The 16,267-nt window shown below is 57.7% G+C and carries 11 protein-coding genes and 2 tRNA genes; 4 read left to right on the top strand and 9 right to left on the bottom strand.

Features of this window, described 5'->3' with window-relative positions:
* Positions 1–69: 69 nt before the first annotated feature.
* From NLU14_RS10045 to NLU14_RS10065, 5 genes are all read right to left on the bottom strand, one after another.
* Positions 70–3,918 carry a DUF3427 domain-containing protein gene (locus NLU14_RS10045; RefSeq protein ID WP_275706103.1) on the bottom strand — a complete coding sequence of 1,283 codons (3,849 nt, stop codon included), beginning with the start codon at positions 3,916–3,918 and terminating at the stop codon, positions 70–72.
* Between the two features lie 109 nt (positions 3,919–4,027).
* Positions 4,028–6,886, bottom strand: coding sequence for a formate dehydrogenase subunit alpha (fdhF, locus tag NLU14_RS10050; protein WP_275706104.1), 2,859 nt, complete (start codon positions 6,884–6,886; stop codon positions 4,028–4,030).
* A gap of 10 nt (positions 6,887–6,896) precedes the next feature.
* Positions 6,897–8,612, bottom strand: coding sequence for an NADH-ubiquinone oxidoreductase-F iron-sulfur binding region domain-containing protein (locus NLU14_RS10055; RefSeq protein ID WP_275706105.1), 1,716 nt, complete (start codon positions 8,610–8,612; stop codon positions 6,897–6,899).
* Positions 8,613–8,883: 271 nt separating this feature from the next.
* Positions 8,884–8,957 (bottom strand) — tRNA-Cys (locus NLU14_RS10060).
* 66 nt (positions 8,958–9,023) lie between these two features.
* Positions 9,024–9,099, bottom strand: a tRNA-Gly gene (locus tag NLU14_RS10065).
* Positions 9,100–9,282: 183 nt separating this feature from the next.
* Between NLU14_RS10065 and NLU14_RS10070 the strand changes: the two genes are divergently transcribed.
* The 4 genes from NLU14_RS10070 to NLU14_RS10085 are packed head-to-tail and all read left to right on the top strand — an operon-like array spanning position 9,283 to position 12,767.
* Positions 9,283–10,407, top strand: coding sequence for an MlaE family ABC transporter permease (locus tag NLU14_RS10070; RefSeq protein ID WP_275706106.1), 1,125 nt, complete (start codon positions 9,283–9,285; stop codon positions 10,405–10,407).
* Positions 10,404–11,219 (top strand): ABC transporter ATP-binding protein, encoded by an 816-nt coding sequence (locus NLU14_RS10075; RefSeq protein WP_275706107.1) that lies wholly within the window; start codon positions 10,404–10,406, stop codon positions 11,217–11,219. The genes NLU14_RS10070 and NLU14_RS10075 overlap by 4 nt, the downstream gene beginning before the upstream one ends.
* 1 nt (position 11,220) lies before the next feature.
* Positions 11,221–12,159, top strand: coding sequence for an MlaD family protein (locus NLU14_RS10080; RefSeq protein ID WP_275706108.1), 939 nt, complete (start codon positions 11,221–11,223; stop codon positions 12,157–12,159).
* Positions 12,156–12,767: an ABC-type transport auxiliary lipoprotein family protein gene (locus NLU14_RS10085; protein WP_275706109.1), complete on the top strand. Its 612-nt coding sequence runs from the start codon at positions 12,156–12,158 to the stop codon at positions 12,765–12,767. The genes NLU14_RS10080 and NLU14_RS10085 overlap by 4 nt, the downstream gene beginning before the upstream one ends.
* An 11-nt stretch (positions 12,768–12,778) precedes the next feature.
* On the opposite strand, the gene pgsA is transcribed toward NLU14_RS10085, so the two are convergent.
* The 4 genes from pgsA to NLU14_RS10105 all read right to left on the bottom strand — a co-directional run bounded on the left by pgsA (position 12,779) and on the right by NLU14_RS10105 (position 16,234).
* On the bottom strand, positions 12,779–13,336 hold the full coding sequence (pgsA, locus tag NLU14_RS10090) for a CDP-diacylglycerol--glycerol-3-phosphate 3-phosphatidyltransferase (RefSeq protein ID WP_275706110.1): 558 nt from the start codon (positions 13,334–13,336) through the stop codon (positions 12,779–12,781).
* A 7-nt stretch (positions 13,337–13,343) separates the two neighbouring features.
* Positions 13,344–15,221, bottom strand: coding sequence for an excinuclease ABC subunit UvrC (gene uvrC, locus NLU14_RS10095; protein WP_275706111.1), 1,878 nt, complete (start codon positions 15,219–15,221; stop codon positions 13,344–13,346).
* Positions 15,205–15,870, bottom strand: a complete 666-nt coding sequence (uvrY, locus tag NLU14_RS10100; protein ID WP_275706112.1) for a UvrY/SirA/GacA family response regulator transcription factor — start codon at positions 15,868–15,870, stop codon at positions 15,205–15,207. Before uvrY ends, uvrC begins: the two co-directional genes overlap by 17 nt.
* A 103-nt stretch (positions 15,871–15,973) precedes the next feature.
* Positions 15,974–16,234, bottom strand: a complete 261-nt coding sequence (locus NLU14_RS10105) for a YheU family protein (protein ID WP_275706113.1) — start codon at positions 16,232–16,234, stop codon at positions 15,974–15,976.
* Positions 16,235–16,267: the final 33 nt, after the last annotated feature.

Consider the following 16,267-nt stretch of genomic DNA (forward strand, 5'->3'; position numbering starts at 1 on the left):
CCGGCGCTCTGGCGAAGGGGGCTAAGAGTTTTACTTCCGTAGAAGAGCAATGTGCTCAATCATGGGGCGTTAATCCCTCGAACTAAGTCTGAAAGTCACGCTTATTGGACTGCTCCCCTCATGGCTCTGATACTCAACGGGACCAAAATAAGTGAAGGGCGCCGCTTTGCCATTACGCAGCTTATTTTCGCGGACAAATAGGTGCACTGAGAGCTCGAGCTTTTTGTGGTCAATCAATTCCCGTCCGCGCTTGTTCTGGGGCGTGGTCGAGTTCTGACTCTGCCAATGAAAAGTGTGCTCATCAATCCAGTGATCAACGTAGCGGTGCTGAGCGTCTTTACCCTGTTTGTTGAGCGTCACGAGCAAAATATGAGCACTCGCGTCTTTTAGAAATATATGACCGCTTTGCCAATTGCCAGGATTAAAAGTCGCCCCGAATAACTCCGGAATCTCCTCTCTCGGGATTTCCTGTCCGACAGCCATTTCCAATGGATCTATAATCTCGCAAAAGCGTGCGAACGTTCGAAACTGTTCGAGAAGCTCTGGAGTGACAATAATGTCTTCATACTCTGGGTTAGCAGCTTCGAGCCGATATTCACCTATGGGGGATTTGCCAACCGTCCGAAGGAGGTATTGTGTGTCGCCTGTCTCATCCATCCGTTCAATCGCGAGCGTTTTCCCAGTGATCGATCCAGCTTGGTTGGGGTTGATCTGCTCAAGCAACAGATAATCACCATCTTGAATCGGCTGCTTGCCGCCGTTCATGGAGTTTCCCGATGCTCTGGCAATGAAATGACGATTTGGCTCTATTCGCCCGTGTCCCAATCCTATGGATCTGTACTCCGGCTCCTCAGCGTGACTGCTTCTAAAGTGGCCACAAGCGATCTTCAAGGATGGGAAGTAAGGCAACTCCGTTCCAGAAGGAGGGATCGGGACTACATTTTCAGACGACGACTGCTCTTGCTTGGAAGACTGCCGTGCTTCATAGGAGGCCAGGCGATAATCAATCAACTCCTGCACCATCTCCTCGAAAGGCGGAATCTGATCACCTTCCAGCCCAATAACTGGCTTAAACTGATCGTTCTCAATCTCAAAAACAGCTGGAGACTTATTGGTCCAATGATCGACAGGGTTTTTCTTCCAGTATTGCTGCCAGTGCGCCGAGGAACCATCGACGTCCTTTACTGAAGCAGCAATTTCTTGATACAGCCTCGGGCGGCGTTTCAGTGTCTCCCAAGATGCTTGGGCCAGTTTCGAGAGCCTTGGTGGACTACGCCATCCACCTAACTGCTGGAACGCGTCCAGCAGTATCATTTTGAATGATTTGCTCATGGCCGTCGTTTCAACTTCCAGCAAAAACGTTTCGTAGCGGGACAAGAGCTCTGTCTCAATCTCGGTGAGATCGTCCATGTCCCGAACCAATCCAAACCAGCTTCCGTGCAACTTGCGAGTTTTAGCGATACTGGAACCGAAATGATAGTACTCGGTGAGTGTTGGACGACGACCCAAGGTATCTTTCAATACCTGATAGTCCTTTTCAGCGCCCTGATGATCAAGACCTTTCAGGAAGTCGATCACCTCCAGATCGTAATTGATAAAGCATCCGTCTGGCAGGTCCAACTGATTCATTTCAGCTTTCCTGGCAAACTCTGCTAACTGTCGGTGATTCATCGCCTGGCCAATGAGCGCCTGAGGTTTATGCAGGAAACTCTGGTGGTTACCCACAAAATCCAGAATCACAAGCTTGTCTTTCCCAGTGGACACGCTTTTCCGTAGGCCCCGGCCAATTTGTTGAAGAAACAGGATCTTGGACTCCGTCGGGCGCAATAGCAGCACCGTATCAATGGCAGGCAGATCGACACCCTCGTTGAACAGGTCGACAGAAAAAATCACATCGAGCTGACCGTTTTCCAACTTCTCCAAAGCCTCACCACGAGACATCTCAGATTCACCATGAACGGCTGCCGCCCTGATTCCGTTTTTTGCAAACCTGCTCGCCATAAAATCGGCGTGGGCCCGTGAAACGCAAAAGGCCAGGGTCCGGCTTTGCTTCACTTCACTCCATACCTTGAGCACATGTTTGGCGCGCCCATAAGTAGCTAGCTTATTGGCAAGCAAATTGGGATCAAACTTCCCGTTACGCCAAGGGATCTCCGTATAGTCGACCGTCTCGTCGTAGATGCCGTAGTAATGAAACGGCACCAGGAATTGGCCCCTGACGCCCTCAAACAACGGGTATTCGAAAACCAAGTTGTCGTCACACAGCGACAGGATATCCGACCGGTCTGTCCGGTCTGGGGTTGCCGTTAATCCCAGGAGAAATTGCGGCGCAAAGTAACTCAAAAGCCGATGATAGACGGGCGCTGCCGCATGGTGGAATTCATCGACAACAATATAATCAAAATGCCGGGGGTCAAATCGATCGAGATGCGTTTCTTTGCCGAGCGTTTGCACCGATGCACAAAGGATGTCGACCGTTCTATCGCGCTGCTTACCCATGTAAAAGCCAACGCGGCTATTTGGCTTGATCCGCAGATAGGTCTCGGCCGCTTGATAAAGAATTTCTTCGCGGTGGGCGACAAAAAGAATCCGACGGGCGCCCATTTGAACGGCGTCAAAGGCGGAGAGCCAGGTTTTACCTAAACCCGTTGCTAACACCACCAAACCCCTTCGGTAGCCTTCTACGCGAGTAAGATCCAGTGCCTCTAGCGCTTCCTGTTGCACTTCATTAGGTGTTGGTACTTCCTGTTTCTCATCACTGCCCGGTTCCAGTGACTGTTCTGGTGGCTTCCTCCGTTTCTCGTACTCATCGATCCAGTTGTCAGTTAACGGCACAACATTTGGGTGCTGAAACAGTTCATCAAACCTGCTGGCAGCCTCGAGGTACCCAGAGTCGGGCGGGAAATCCACCTGATAATTCCATTCCAACCCGTCCTGAAGCGCTTGTCGGCTGATATTGCTAGAGCCGATAAACGCCCTGCCCCACATTTGCTGATTCTGAACATGGCCAGCGAAGAGGTAAGCTTTCAAATGAAAACTACTCCCCTGGCTTTGGTAAACACGTACCTGAGCTCCATGGTCATGCAACAGGACAAGCTTTCTTAGCGCCTCCGAATCGGTGATGTCCAGATAATCGCTTGTGAGAATGCGGATACGGGCAGGATCAGATTCGCGCTGCAGCGCGCTCACTAAATCTGGGAACAGGAGATTCAAGCCGGTGGTTTTTACAAAGGCCACCGCCATATCTACCTGATCAGCAGCTTTAATCGCCTGGCACAATTTGGGCAGGAAATGATGCTCTTTCCCGCCTGTCGTCAACTTTTTATGTGAAGCCGATGACTTGGTTAAAAGGATATTCAGCCACTGCTCATCTCTATCGGGCCGCTGATCATCAGTACGCCACATACGACAAGCTTCATATTCTTTCAGGTCCTGAATCCACTGCTCGGCAATCGATTCATCAGCATCGGTAAAGTGCCGGCCATTGTGGTTGCGTTCCCCCTGGCCAATCTTGAAACTCATGTAGAAAACGCCATCCGGTTTCAGGGCATTCCACAACCGGCCGATGGCTTCGGGTACCTCGGCAAGTGGCAAGTGAAGGAGGCTTGCACAGGCCCATATACCATCGTAAGTACTGGATTCGCGGATATCCGCGAAATAGCGATGCTGAACCGATAAGCCGGTCTTTTCGCGGGCTAGCGAGACGATGGCGTCTGAACCATCAAAGGCAGAAACACGGTAACCCTTATGATCGAAAAACAACGCATCCCGGCCAGAGCCACAGCCCGCGTCCAGAATGTGTCCACCTTTGGGAACTTGCGGCAGGAACTCCTGGTAAAGCTCTTCCATGCTGACTTGAAACGTTGATTCCCCAAATGCATCGGCATTGTTGTTGTAATAGGCCAGCGTGTCCTTCATTAAATGGTTCTCTTGCGAATAATTAGCCTGAAGTATATCTGGACCAGGCTACCAGGCGGACAAGACGCGGCCAACAGACTTTTGGGTGCTATCTACATCAAGCAGGCTATTAGGCCGGGCTCAATCTACATGCTGCATACTTGAACTCCGGAATCTTCCCGAACGGATCCAGCGCCGGATTGGTGAGCAGGTTGGCTGCTGCCTCCACAAAGGCGAAGGGTACGAACACCATGCCCTCGGGAATAGTCTGGTCGGCCCTCACCGTCAGGTTGATGCTGCCGCGCCGGGTGGCAATCTGAATCGTATCACCCGATGCTACGCCCAGGCGAGCCAGCTCCGCTGGTGACAGAAAAGCGGCAGCTTCGGGCTCCCGCTCGTCCAGAACCAGGCTGCGCCGTGTCATCGCGCCGGTGTGCCAGTGCTCGAGCAGTCGCCCGGTGGTTAATACGATGGGATAGGACTCATCCACCGGCTCGTCCGGCGGCAACGGTCGAGTCGGCGAGAATCTGGCTCGGCCACCGGCGCGCGGGAAAGCATCGGAGAAGACAATGTCCTGCCCTGGCTCGTCGTCGGCGGGACATGGATAGGTCACCGAACCTTCGCGCTCCAGGCGGGACCAGGAGATATGATCGAGTGAGTGCATACCCTGCTTCATCTCGGCGAAAACCTGCTCCGGGCCGGCATAATTCCAACCCAGCCCGAAATGCCGGGCAATTTCCTGAATAATCCACCAATCGGGCTTTGCCTCTCCTGGTGGTGCCAACGCGGCACGGCCCATTTGTACCTGCCGATTGGTGTTGGTGACAGTGCCTGATTTCTCCGACCAAGCGGCGGCAGGCAGGATGACGTCGGCAAACTGGGCAGTCTCCGTAACAAACAGGTCCTGCACCACCAGATGCTCCAGGGCACCGAGCGCGGCCCGGGCATGGGTCAGGTCCGGGTCAGACATCGCGGGGTTTTCGCCAAGGATGTACATACCCTTGATTGTGCCAGCCGTGATCGCGTCCATAATCTCCACAACGGTGAGTCCGGGCTCGGGGTCCAGATCTGTGCTCCAGAGTTCTTCGAACGCGGCGCGCAGTTGGGCATCCCCCACCGGTTGGTAGTCCGGCAATACCATGGGGATCATGCCAGCGTCCGAGGCGCCCTGAACGTTGTTCTGACCCCGCAATGGATGCAGGCCAGTGCCAGGCCGGCCAGTCTGGCCGCATGTCAGGGCCATTGAGATCAGGCAGCGGGCGTTGTCGGTACCGTGCACGTGCTGGGAAATACCCATGCCCCAGAAGATCATCGCCCTGTCGGCACCCGCGTAGGCTCGGGCCACTTCGCGAATGACTTCAGGGGCAACGCCACAAAGCGGGCTCATTACCTCTGGTGTCATATCCACGACACTTGCTGCCAACGCTTCGAAGCCTTCGGTGTGGGCATCAATGTAGGCCTGGTCATAGAGTCCTTCGCTGATGATCACATTGAGCATGGCGTTAAACAGTGCCACGTCCCCTCCCGGCGAGAAACGCAGGCTGCGCCAGGCATAGGCGTCCAGTGCCTGACCACGGGGGTCAATAATGATCAGTTTGGTGCCGTTTCGTGCCGCCTGCTTGAAATAGGTGGCGGCCACAGGGTGGTTAACGGCAGGATTGCAGCCGATGAGGATCACCACATCCGACTGAAGCGCCTGCATAAAGGAGGCGGTCACAGCGCCAGAGCCCAGGCACTCCATCAGCGCCGCCACGGAACTGGCGTGGCAGAGCCGTGTGCAGTGGTCAACATGGTTGGAGCCGAAACCGGTGCGCACCAACTTCTGGAACAGCCAGGCCTCTTCGTTGGAGCATTTGGCGCTGCCGAAGCCGGCGAGCGCGCTCGGGCCGTGCTTGCCTTTGAGTTCAGTCAATCCCGTTGCCGCCTGATCCAGTGCCTCTTCCCAGCTCGCTTCTCTAAAGTGGGTCAAGGGGTTGACCGGATCAAAGTCCGGGTCGAGGCCTTTGGGCACGCCCTCCCGGCGGATCAGAGGCCGGGTAAGCCGTGCCTGGTGCGCGGGGTAATCGAAGCCGAAGCGGCCCTTGACGCAAAGCCGGCCCTGGTTGGAGGGCCCATCCTTGCCTTCAACAAAAAGAATGCGCCCTTGTTGCCCGTTTTCCTCGGCAGGCTCGTCTTTCACGTGATAGGTCAACTGGCAGCCCACCCCGCAATAGGGACACACGGAATCCACCATGCGATCAGCCACCGCCGAGTCTCCACGGCCTTTATCATCGATCAGGGTGGCGGGCATCAGCGCCCCGGTTGGGCAGGCCTGCACGCATTCGCCGCAGGCAACACAGGTGCTGTCTCCCATGGGATCATCAAAGTCGAAGACGACCTTGGACGCCGCGCCACGGTGCGCCAGCCCGATAACGTCGTTGCCCTGCACTTCACGGCAAGCGCGCTCGCATAAACCGCAGGTGATGCAGGCGTCCAGGTTGACGCTCATGGCGGAATGGGTGCTGTCATGGCCCTTGGCGTGCGGCAGCGATTCCAACCGCGCTTCCACATGGTGAACCGTGGGTTCCTCGCGATCTGAACGGGCCGGGAGGCGCTGGCGTACTGCACCGGCATCAATGGCCAGTTGATCCGCCGTTTGCCAAAAATGGCTGGACCGGTCCGGGCTCTGCGCTTGCTCTGGCTGGTCCGCCAACAATAATTCCAGAACCGCTTTACGGGCCGCATGGACACGGCTGGAACCCGCACTGCGCACAACCATGCCGGGCGCCGCCTCGCGAATACAGCTTGCTGCAAGCACCCGCTCACCTTCCACTTCCACCATGCAGGCGCGGCAATTGCCATCCGCCCGGTAGCCTGGCGAGTCTTTAAAGCAGAGGTGCGGGATGGTCTCACCGGCGCGTTTGGCCACCTGCCACAGGGTTTCGCCGGGATAGGCCTGAACTTCAACGTCGTCCAGTGTCAGGGAAAAGCTTGTGTTGGGATTGCTCATGACAGGCTCCCTACCCTTTGGCGATCAGGTTTTGGCTGGCGAGTTCGCTACGGAAATCCCGCAGCAGGCTCAGCACCGGATTGGGAGCGGCCTGGCCCAGGCCGCAGATCGAGGCATCCGTCATCACCCTGGCCAGTTGCTGTAGCGTTTCTTCGTCCCAGGTGTTGCGTTCCAGCAACGTGAGCATTTTTTCGGTGCCCACACGGCAGGGCGTGCACTGCCCGCAGGATTCATCCGCGAAGAAGCCCAGAAGGTTGGCAGCCGCGTCAGCCAGGTTGTCCTGATCCGACAGAATGATCACAGCAGCGGAACCGATAAAACAGCCGTGTTCCTGCAGCGTGTCGAAGTCCAGGGGAATGTCGGCTTTGCTGGCGGGCAGTATACCGCCGGAGGCTCCGCCGGGCAGATAGGCCACAAGGTGATGCCCTTCAGCCATGCCGCCGCAGTATTCCTCGATTAACTCATTGAGAGCGATGCCCGCAGGCGCGACATGAACGCCGGGCCGGGCAACCCGTCCGGAAACCGAAAAGCTGCGAAGACCGCGACGACCATGCCGCCCCTGGCTGGCAAACCATTCGGCGCCCTGTGCATGGATGCGCGGAATCCAGTAAACCGTCTCAACGTTATTCACCAGAGTGGGCCGGCCAAAGAGCCCTTTCTGTGCAACGAAGGGCGGACGATGGCGAGGCTTTCCGGGTTTGCCCTCCAGGGACTCAATCAGGGCGGATTCCTCACCGCAGATATAGGCCCCAGCGCCACGGCGCAGGATGATAAAACCCGGCGCAACAATTTCGACCGCTTCCAGCTCGGCAATAGCTTCGGTCAGCACCCTGTGCAGCCCGGGATACTCGTCCCGCAGATAAATGTACAGGGCCTTCGCCTCAACCGCCCAGGCGCTGACCAGTGCGCCCTCCAGGAATCCATGGGGTTCATATTCCAGGTAATAACGGTCCTTGAAGGTACCCGGCTCGCCTTCGTCGGCGTTAATCACCGCGTAGCGTGGCCCCGGCTCGGCCCGCACAGCCTGCCACTTGCGGAAGGTGGGAAATCCCGCGCCGCCCAGTCCGCGCAGGCCGGCGTGCTCGAGTTCACTGGTGAGCGTTTCAACACTCACCCTGCCCTCCTGGCAATCCATCAGCAGTTGATAACCCCCGGCCGAACGATAATCCGCCAGACGCTGCCAGGCGATTTCCTCCGGCTGAACCTGCCCCTGTTCCACCGCCGCAGCCACACTCATGGCGTTGGCGTACCGAACATGATGATGCCCCACGGCCACCACGGGCGCCGTGTCGCAGCGCCCCATGCAGGGCGCGCGCCGTACCCTCACCTGGGTAGGGTCAGCCCCCGCAACCAGAGCCTCATGCAGCGCCTCCGCTCCGGCCAGGCGACAGGAGAGCGAGTCACACACCCGCAGGGTCAGGGCAGGCGGAGGCGCTTGTTCGTCATGAATAACATCGAAGTGGGCGTAGAAGGTGGCCGTTTCATAAATGGCGGCCATGGGCAGGTTCATGAAAGACGCCAGGGCCCGGAGCCGGGACATGGAGAGGTAACCGTAGGAGTCATGCAGTGCATGCAGGTGTTCAATCAGACGATCGCGCTGGCGCAATGACGAATCACTACGTTCGTCACCGATCAGGCCCCGCAGCTCCGACAGCAAAGCCGGCTCGAGTTGCCGGCCCCGAAGCGCGGACCGCCGGCGTTTTACCACTTCTTCGTCTGTGCTCATTGTTTTTGTCCAGGCCTCAAGGTACCAAAGGCAGCCTGGCTGGCTGACCTGACCACTTAGCATTCATTCAAGCATATCCGGTCGGATTGCCGCCAGCAGCCTGTCGGACTCGCACCGGACTACGTCGTTTTTAGTTGGCCTGTTCATTTGGCTCCCGGCGCTGACCGTTACAACACGGCTCAAGGTCGACGCCGAAAGCGGGCATGTGATGCGCTACGGGTCACCGGTAGGAAAAATTATGGGTTCTGGAAATCAGGAACGAATAAAATAATGGAGGCGCGGGTCGGAATCGAACCGGCGTACACGGAGTTGCAGTCCGCTGCATAACCACTCTGCCACCGCGCCGGTAAAAGTTCGAAGGGGATTCGACACTTTTATGCTCTCAGGTGGGCATTGAGAGACTGTGTTAATTGGAGCGGGAAACGAGATTCGAACTCGCGACCCCAACCTTGGCAAGGTTGTGCTCTACCAACTGAGCTATTCCCGCTTGATCAACGAGGGCGTATTCTACGGATTCGGCCGTTTGCGTCAACCTCTTTTTTCAACTTTCTGTTTTGGTTCAGATTCTGATCGATTTCACATGAAGGCAATGCGGCCTCAATATCATATTTCAGCTAGTATCAGGGGTACGTAATAACCATTTCCTGATCATGAATCACAGGATTCCCAGATGCCCTCACCTGGCAAGCTTGAATTCCAGACCGACGGCCTGATTGTCTCGGGTGACTGGACGCTGGCGCACTACGCCCGCCTCAAGCGTGAAGTGCACACCGGCATGGCAGCGGAAAGCTTGGCCGGGCGCTCCGTTGAACTCACGTCCATTGATGCGCTGGATACGGCCGGAGCGTCGCTGCTGGCGGATCTTCTGGGTGCGCAAAGACTTTATGACCTGACTGATGAGGCACCCGATCTTCCTTCCGAACGCCGGGAGCTGTTGCGCCTCGTTGCCAAAGCCATGTCGAACCCCGACGGAGAGCTGCCCCCCCGTGGCTCTGCCATCACTGAATTCCTCGCAGGTATCGGCCGGCAGGTTGAAGGTTACTGGCAGCAGCAACGCCTGTTGATCGGCTTTACCGGGCAGATACTGGCAACACTGGTCACCATCCTGCCCACGCCCTGGCGGTGGCGGATGACCTCGCTCGTTGCCCATGTCCATCAGACCGGGTTGAATGCCCTGCCCATTGTTGCCCTGCTCACTTTTCTGGTGGGAGCCGTGGTCGCGTTTCTGGGCGCGACAATCCTTGATGATTTCGGCGCCACCATCTACACCGTGAACCTGGTGGCATTCTCTTTCCTGCGGGAATTTGGTGTGTTGCTTGCCGCCATCCTCCTTGCGGGCCGCACGGCCAGTGCCTTTACGGCGCAACTCGGCTCCATGAAAGCCAACGAGGAGATCGACGCCATACGCACCTTCGGGCTAAGCCCGGTTGAGTTGCTGGTGATCCCCCGGGTACTGGCAATGGTGATCTCCCTGCCGATCCTGACGTTTGTGGGAATGATCAGCGGCATTATTGGTGGCTCGCTGGTGTGCGTGATGGCGCTTGATATCTCGATTCCGCAGATTCTGAATATCCTCGAGAACAAGGTCAGGGTTATTCATTTCCTGGTCGGGTTGGGCAAGGCGCCCGTCTTCGCTTTTGTGATTGCCGTCATCGGCTGTCTGGAAGGCTTCAAAGCCAGCGGCAGCGCCCAGTCTGTCGGCGAGCACACCACATCCGCCGTGGTACAGTCCATCTTTATGGTTATCCTTCTGGATTCCGTAGCAGCAATATTCTTCATGGAGATGGGCTGGTGATTCGAAGCACGGCACAACAGGATGTGATCATCAGTGTCAGGGGCCTGTGCAATCGCTTTGGCAGCAATGAGGTCCACAAGCATCTTGACCTGGATGTCTATCGCCGGGAAATACTCGGGGTTGTGGGCGGCTCCGGGACGGGCAAATCGGTACTGTTACGCAGCATAGTGGGGCTCCATACGCCGGACTCCGGCACCATAGAGGTGTTTGGCGAGCAACTGCAGACACTCTCCCAGGAGCAGCGGTCCCGGGTCGAACGACGATTTGGCGTGCTGTTCCAGAGCGGGGCGCTGTTTACCTCGCTGACGCTGGAGGAGAACGTTGCGCTACCGTTGATCGAGCATGCGAAACTGTCGAGGATGGACGCGGAGCATCTGGCGCGGGTCAAGCTTGCGTTGGTGGGGCTTCCCGGCCATGCCTCCGGAAAATACCCGGCGCAGTTGTCAGGCGGCATGGTCAAACGGGCTTCACTGGCTCGGGCCCTGGCGCTGGACCCGGAAGTCCTGTTTCTGGACGAGCCCACCGCCGGGCTCGACCCCATTGGCGCGGCCGCATTCGACCGGTTGATTGTCACGCTACGGGATGCCCTGGGGTTCAGTGTGTTCCTTGTCACCCATGACCTGGACACGCTCTACAGCACCTGTGACCGGGTTGCCGTACTGTCCGCCCAGCGGGTACTGGTTGCCGACAGGCTGGCGGTGGTCGAGGCCACCGACGATCCCTGGATCCGTGATTACTTCCACGGTCCACGGGGCCGTGCGGCCAATCGTGCCAGGCCAACGATGGCGAATGAGCTTGGAGAGGAGCGCTGACATGGAACCCAGAGCACATCATGTCCTGATCGGGCTGTTCACATTGCTTTCGCTCGCCTGTGCACTGGTGTTTGCCCTGTGGCTTGGCAAGGCTTCCACCGACCGCGACTACGCCTGGTACCAGGTGATCTTTGATCGGGGCGTCAGCGGTTTGTCGGAGGGCAGCCCGGTGAAGTACAGCGGCATCGAAGTAGGAGACGTAGCGGAACTGAGGCTGGACCCGGAGGACCCACGCAACGTCAGGGCACTGATCCGGGTTTACGAGGATGTTCCTATCAAGGAGGATACCCGTGCCGGCCTTGCCCTGACCAATATTACCGGCAGCATGAGTATCGATCTCAATGGCGGCACCCCCGGCAGTCGCAAACTTACGGGAAGCCGTGAATCGCCACCGGTGATCCACGCCGAACCGTCAGCCTTCACAACCCTGATGGCAACCAGCGAGAAACTGTTCGCCAAGCTGGACCGGGTTCTAACGAACGCCAACGCCATGGTGTCCGAGGAAAATGCCCGCAACCTGACTCGCAGCCTGAAGAACATTGAAGCCTTGTCTTCCGGCCTGATGGATCAACGCACTGAACTGAGAAACCTGGTAACCAGTTTTGATCAGCTCAGTGAACAGACCGAAACCACGCTGGAGACCTTCCGTCAGTTTGGGCTGACCGCCAACTCCCTGCTGGACAACGAGGGGCGGCAAATGGTTACCACGGCCCAGCGGGCGATGGATTCCCTGGAAACCGCCACCGCCCGTCTTGAGGCGCTGACAGCCCGCAACGAGGGTTCGCTGGACCAGGGGATGCAGGGAATTGGTGAGCTGGCACCGGCCATGCGGGAACTGCGCACCACACTGAGAAACCTGGACAGCCTGATATACCGTTTCGAGGACGATCCTGCCGGGCTGTTGCTGGGCCGCGATCCGATACAGGAGTTCAACCCGTGACACTGACTTTTCCACGCACGCTGCTGTGCATGGCGGTTGCCGCCTCACTGTCTGCCTGTACCCTGTTCCCGGAGCGGCCGGCCAACCGGATATTCCAGTTACCCGCCCCCGCCATCGCGAAGGCAGCAGATGCCAAACAGCAGGAGAGAACATTAAGGGTTGGTACACCCCAGGCCGAAAACCCCATTAATAGCGCCCGCATTCTGGTCAGCCCGGGAGGCAACAGGAGTAATGAGATCCAGGCCTATCAGGGCGTGCGATGGAGTAACAAGGCCCCGGTCCTGGTTCGGAATCATCTTATAGAAGCCTTTCGAAGGGATGGAAGGCTGGCTACTGTCATCACAGATACCAGCCCGGCCAGGAGCGACCTGACCCTGGCCGGTCACCTCACCGCATTCCAGAGCGAGTACCAGGATGGTGCTCCGTTCGCCCTGATACGGCTGGACATCCAGCTTATCGACGAACGCACCCGCAACACCCTCGCCAGCAAGCGCTTTGAGCATAGGCACCCGGCAACGGGCGAAGAGGTTGAAGCGGTGGTGGAGGCTTTTGGCGAGGCCAGCGGGGAGCTGGCCCGGGAAGTGGTTGACTGGACGCTGGAACAGTAGCGCCAGGCCCGTCAGCTCCCGCTCTTCTCCGGAAACAGATCCGGCCAGGCGGCCTTCAGGTAGAGGATCATCGACCAGAACGTCAGCACGGCCGCAAGATACAACAGCACCGTACCGGTATGGGCCCATACAACGCCCGGCGGGAACGCCAACAGCATGACAATGGCCACCATCTGGGCCGTGGTCTTGATTTTGCCGATATAGGAAACAGCAACACTCGCCCTGCTTCCAATCTCCGCCATCCACTCCCGTAGTGCCGAAATCACGATTTCCCGACCGATAATCACCGTGGCGGGAATGGTCAGGACAAAGCTGGCGTGGGCTTCGATCAGCACGGTCAGCGCCACTGCAACCATGAGCTTGTCCGCAACCGGGTCGAGGAAAGCACCGAAGGGGGTGCTCTGGTTCAGCTTCCTCGCCAGGTAACCATCCAGCCAGTCGGTCGCTGCGGCCAGCGCAAAAATACCGGCGCTGACGAGGTAGCTCCACTGTGCCGGCAGGTAATAGATGATCACGAACACCGGAATCATCAGGATGCGGGAAAGTGTGAGAATGTTCGGTAAGTTCATGCTGTCCCTACTCGTCATGCAGTACTGCGTAGATGGTTTCCGCCAGGTTCCTGCTGATTCCCTGAACCTTGGACATTTCGTTAATACTGGCCTTGCGAAGCTCCTGGATACCGCCGAAGTAACGGATCAGGTCCCGGCGACGCTTGGGCCCGACCCCCTCGATGCCTTCGAGGGTAGACTGCCGCCGCTTCTTGTCTCGCCTGGCGCGATGGCCGGTGATGGCAAACCGGTGCGATTCGTCACGGATATGCTGGATCAGGTGTAGGGCCGGGGAGTCCGCGGGTACCCGGTACAGGCCACCTGTCATGGCATCGATCAACTGTTCCATGCCCGCGCGCCGCGTTACACCCTTGGCGACGCCAATCAACGGAATATCCAAAACACCAAGCTCATCAAACACTTCCCGGGCAATGTTCAACTGGCCCTTACCACCGTCGATGAACACCAGGTCCGGGCGCTTGCCCTCACCCGCGACCATACGCTTATAGCGCCGGGTCAGCACCTGGCGCATGGCGCCGTAGTCATCCCCACCGGTAACGCCCTCGATGTTGTAAAGGCGGTAGTCGCTTTTCAGCGGCCCATTCTCGTCGAAAACCACGCAGGATGCGACCGTGTTTTCACCGTGGCTGTGGCTGATGTCGAAACATTCCATGCGGGATGGGGTTTCCGGCAGTTCCAGCAAGTCCCGCAATGCCAGGAGGCGACGATAGACGGTCTCCTTGCTGGCCAGGTGAGTCAACAGCGTCTGCCGGGCGTTGGTCATGGCCAGTTCCAGCCAGCGTCTGCGCTCTCCGCGCACATTTTTGCGCACCCGGGTGTCCCGCCCGGCAGACTCCGTCAGCGCCTGCGACAACAGCTCCTGCTCATCGACATCCACTGGCACCAGCACATCGGGCGGAATTTCCCGGCGTGTACTGCCACCAAAATAGTATTGCCCCAGAAATGCACTCAACAACTCGCCTTCCGACTGCTCGATGCTATAGCGCGGGAAGTAATCCTTGGTGCCCAGCACCCGTCCCCCGCGGACGACGATAACCACGATACAGACCACACCGGCATCCTGGGCAATGGCCACAACATCCGCATCGCCGCCCTCGCCGTCCACGCTCTGCTGTTCCTGCACGTGGCGAAGATGGTTGATCTGGTCCCGGTAGGCGGCCGCTTTCTCGAACTCCAGGTTTTTCGACGCCTTTTCCATGGCCGCCATCAGGTCCTGCAGGATGGCGGGGTTCTTCCCCTCCAGAAACATGGTGGCGTGGCGCACGTCCTCACGGTAATCCTCGGGGGAAATAAACCCGACACATGGGGCCGTACACCGATTGATCTGGTATTGCAGACACGGGCGAGTCCGATTCCTGAAATAGCTTTCGCTACAATTTCTTATACGGAATATCTTCTGTAGAACATTAAGACTTTCCTTGACCGCGCCGGAGCTCGGAAACGGCCCGTACCAGATCCCCCCGCCCTTTTTGGTTCGCCCACGGCGAAACGTCAGGGACGGGTAATCGTCGTGGGAAGACAGGTAGATATAGGGATAGGATTTATCATCCCGCAGCAGGATATTGTAGGGGGGCCGCAGGGATTTGATCAGGTTCTGCTCAAGCAGCAACGCTTCGGTTTCGCTGCCGGTGATGGTGACCTCGATCGACTCTATCCGGGAAACCAGCGCCTCGGTTTTCGGGGCCAGGCCGGTCTTGCGGAAGTAGCTGGTAACCCGTTTCTTGAGGTTGCGTGCCTTACCGACGTACAGTACGTTGCCCGTGGCATCGTACATCCGGTAGACGCCGGGCCGCTCAGTCAGCTGCTGCAGGAAGCTTTTGGTGTCGAACTTCCTGTTGTTTCCTGCCTCGGCAGTGTCCGCCGGGGAGTCAGACCTTGTCGGCATCAAGCAATCCGAGCCTGACCGCCATCAGCGCCAACTCAACGTCACTGGAGATTTCCAGTTTCTCGAAAATCCGATAGCGGTAACTGTTTACGGTTTTGGGGCTAAGGCAGAGCTTGTCGGATATGTCCTGCACTTTCTGGCAGTCCACCACCATCATCGCAATCTGCATTTCCCGCTCGGAGAGTCTGTCGAATAGCGACAACTCACCGTCTTCATCCCTTGCGTCGCCGCCGCCAAGCTGTTTGAGAGCCATTTTCTGGGCGATTTCGGGGCTGATGTATCGTTGGCCGGAGTTAGCCATGCGAATAGCCCGCACCATTTCCTTGATGTCAGCACCCTTGGTGATATACGCCGAGGCGCCAGCCTGCATCACTCGCGTAGGATAGGGATCGTCTGCACAGGCGGTTACAACGATGACCCTGATGGCATCATCAATACGCAGGATACGGCGCGTGGCTTCCAGCCCGCCAATACCCGGCATGCGGATATCCATCAACACGATGTCGGGGCTGTCCTTACGCACGAAATCAATGGCGTCCTCGCCTGAGGAGGCCTCACCGATGACTTCAATATCGGGGTTGTCCGCCAGCATCCGGGTAATACCGGACCTGACCAGTTCATGGTCGTCTACAACCAATACCCTGATCAAAACTCACCTCGCACGCGGCTTCTTATGGGAATTCAGGAATTGTACCGGTTAAGGGTGCCCGGCGGTAGGTGAATCCATCATTACCGGGAACCTGTCCCCGTTATTACGTCATTCTGCCCGGGGTACCCAGGCTTGCGGTATTCTCGACCGGATCGAACCAGACCACCAGATCCCCTCGCCGAACGGCGGACTTGACACGCTCCCGCTCCGCCATGGGATTCTCGGTGTCATTGAGGCCGTGGTAGCGAGTGCAGTACTCATCAACAAGCCCGTCAAGCTGGTCTTCCGAGAGCAGCTCCGCGTCCACCACAAATTTCTCTTCCCGGGGATCGGGCTGGGGCTCCTGGCCCGCGTCGTCGGTCATTATCTGCTCCGCATCAAACCCTCAATGGTAATG

The organism is Marinobacter iranensis (genome assembly GCF_029207565.1).
GTDB lineage: Bacteria > Pseudomonadota > Gammaproteobacteria > Pseudomonadales > Oleiphilaceae > Marinobacter > Marinobacter iranensis.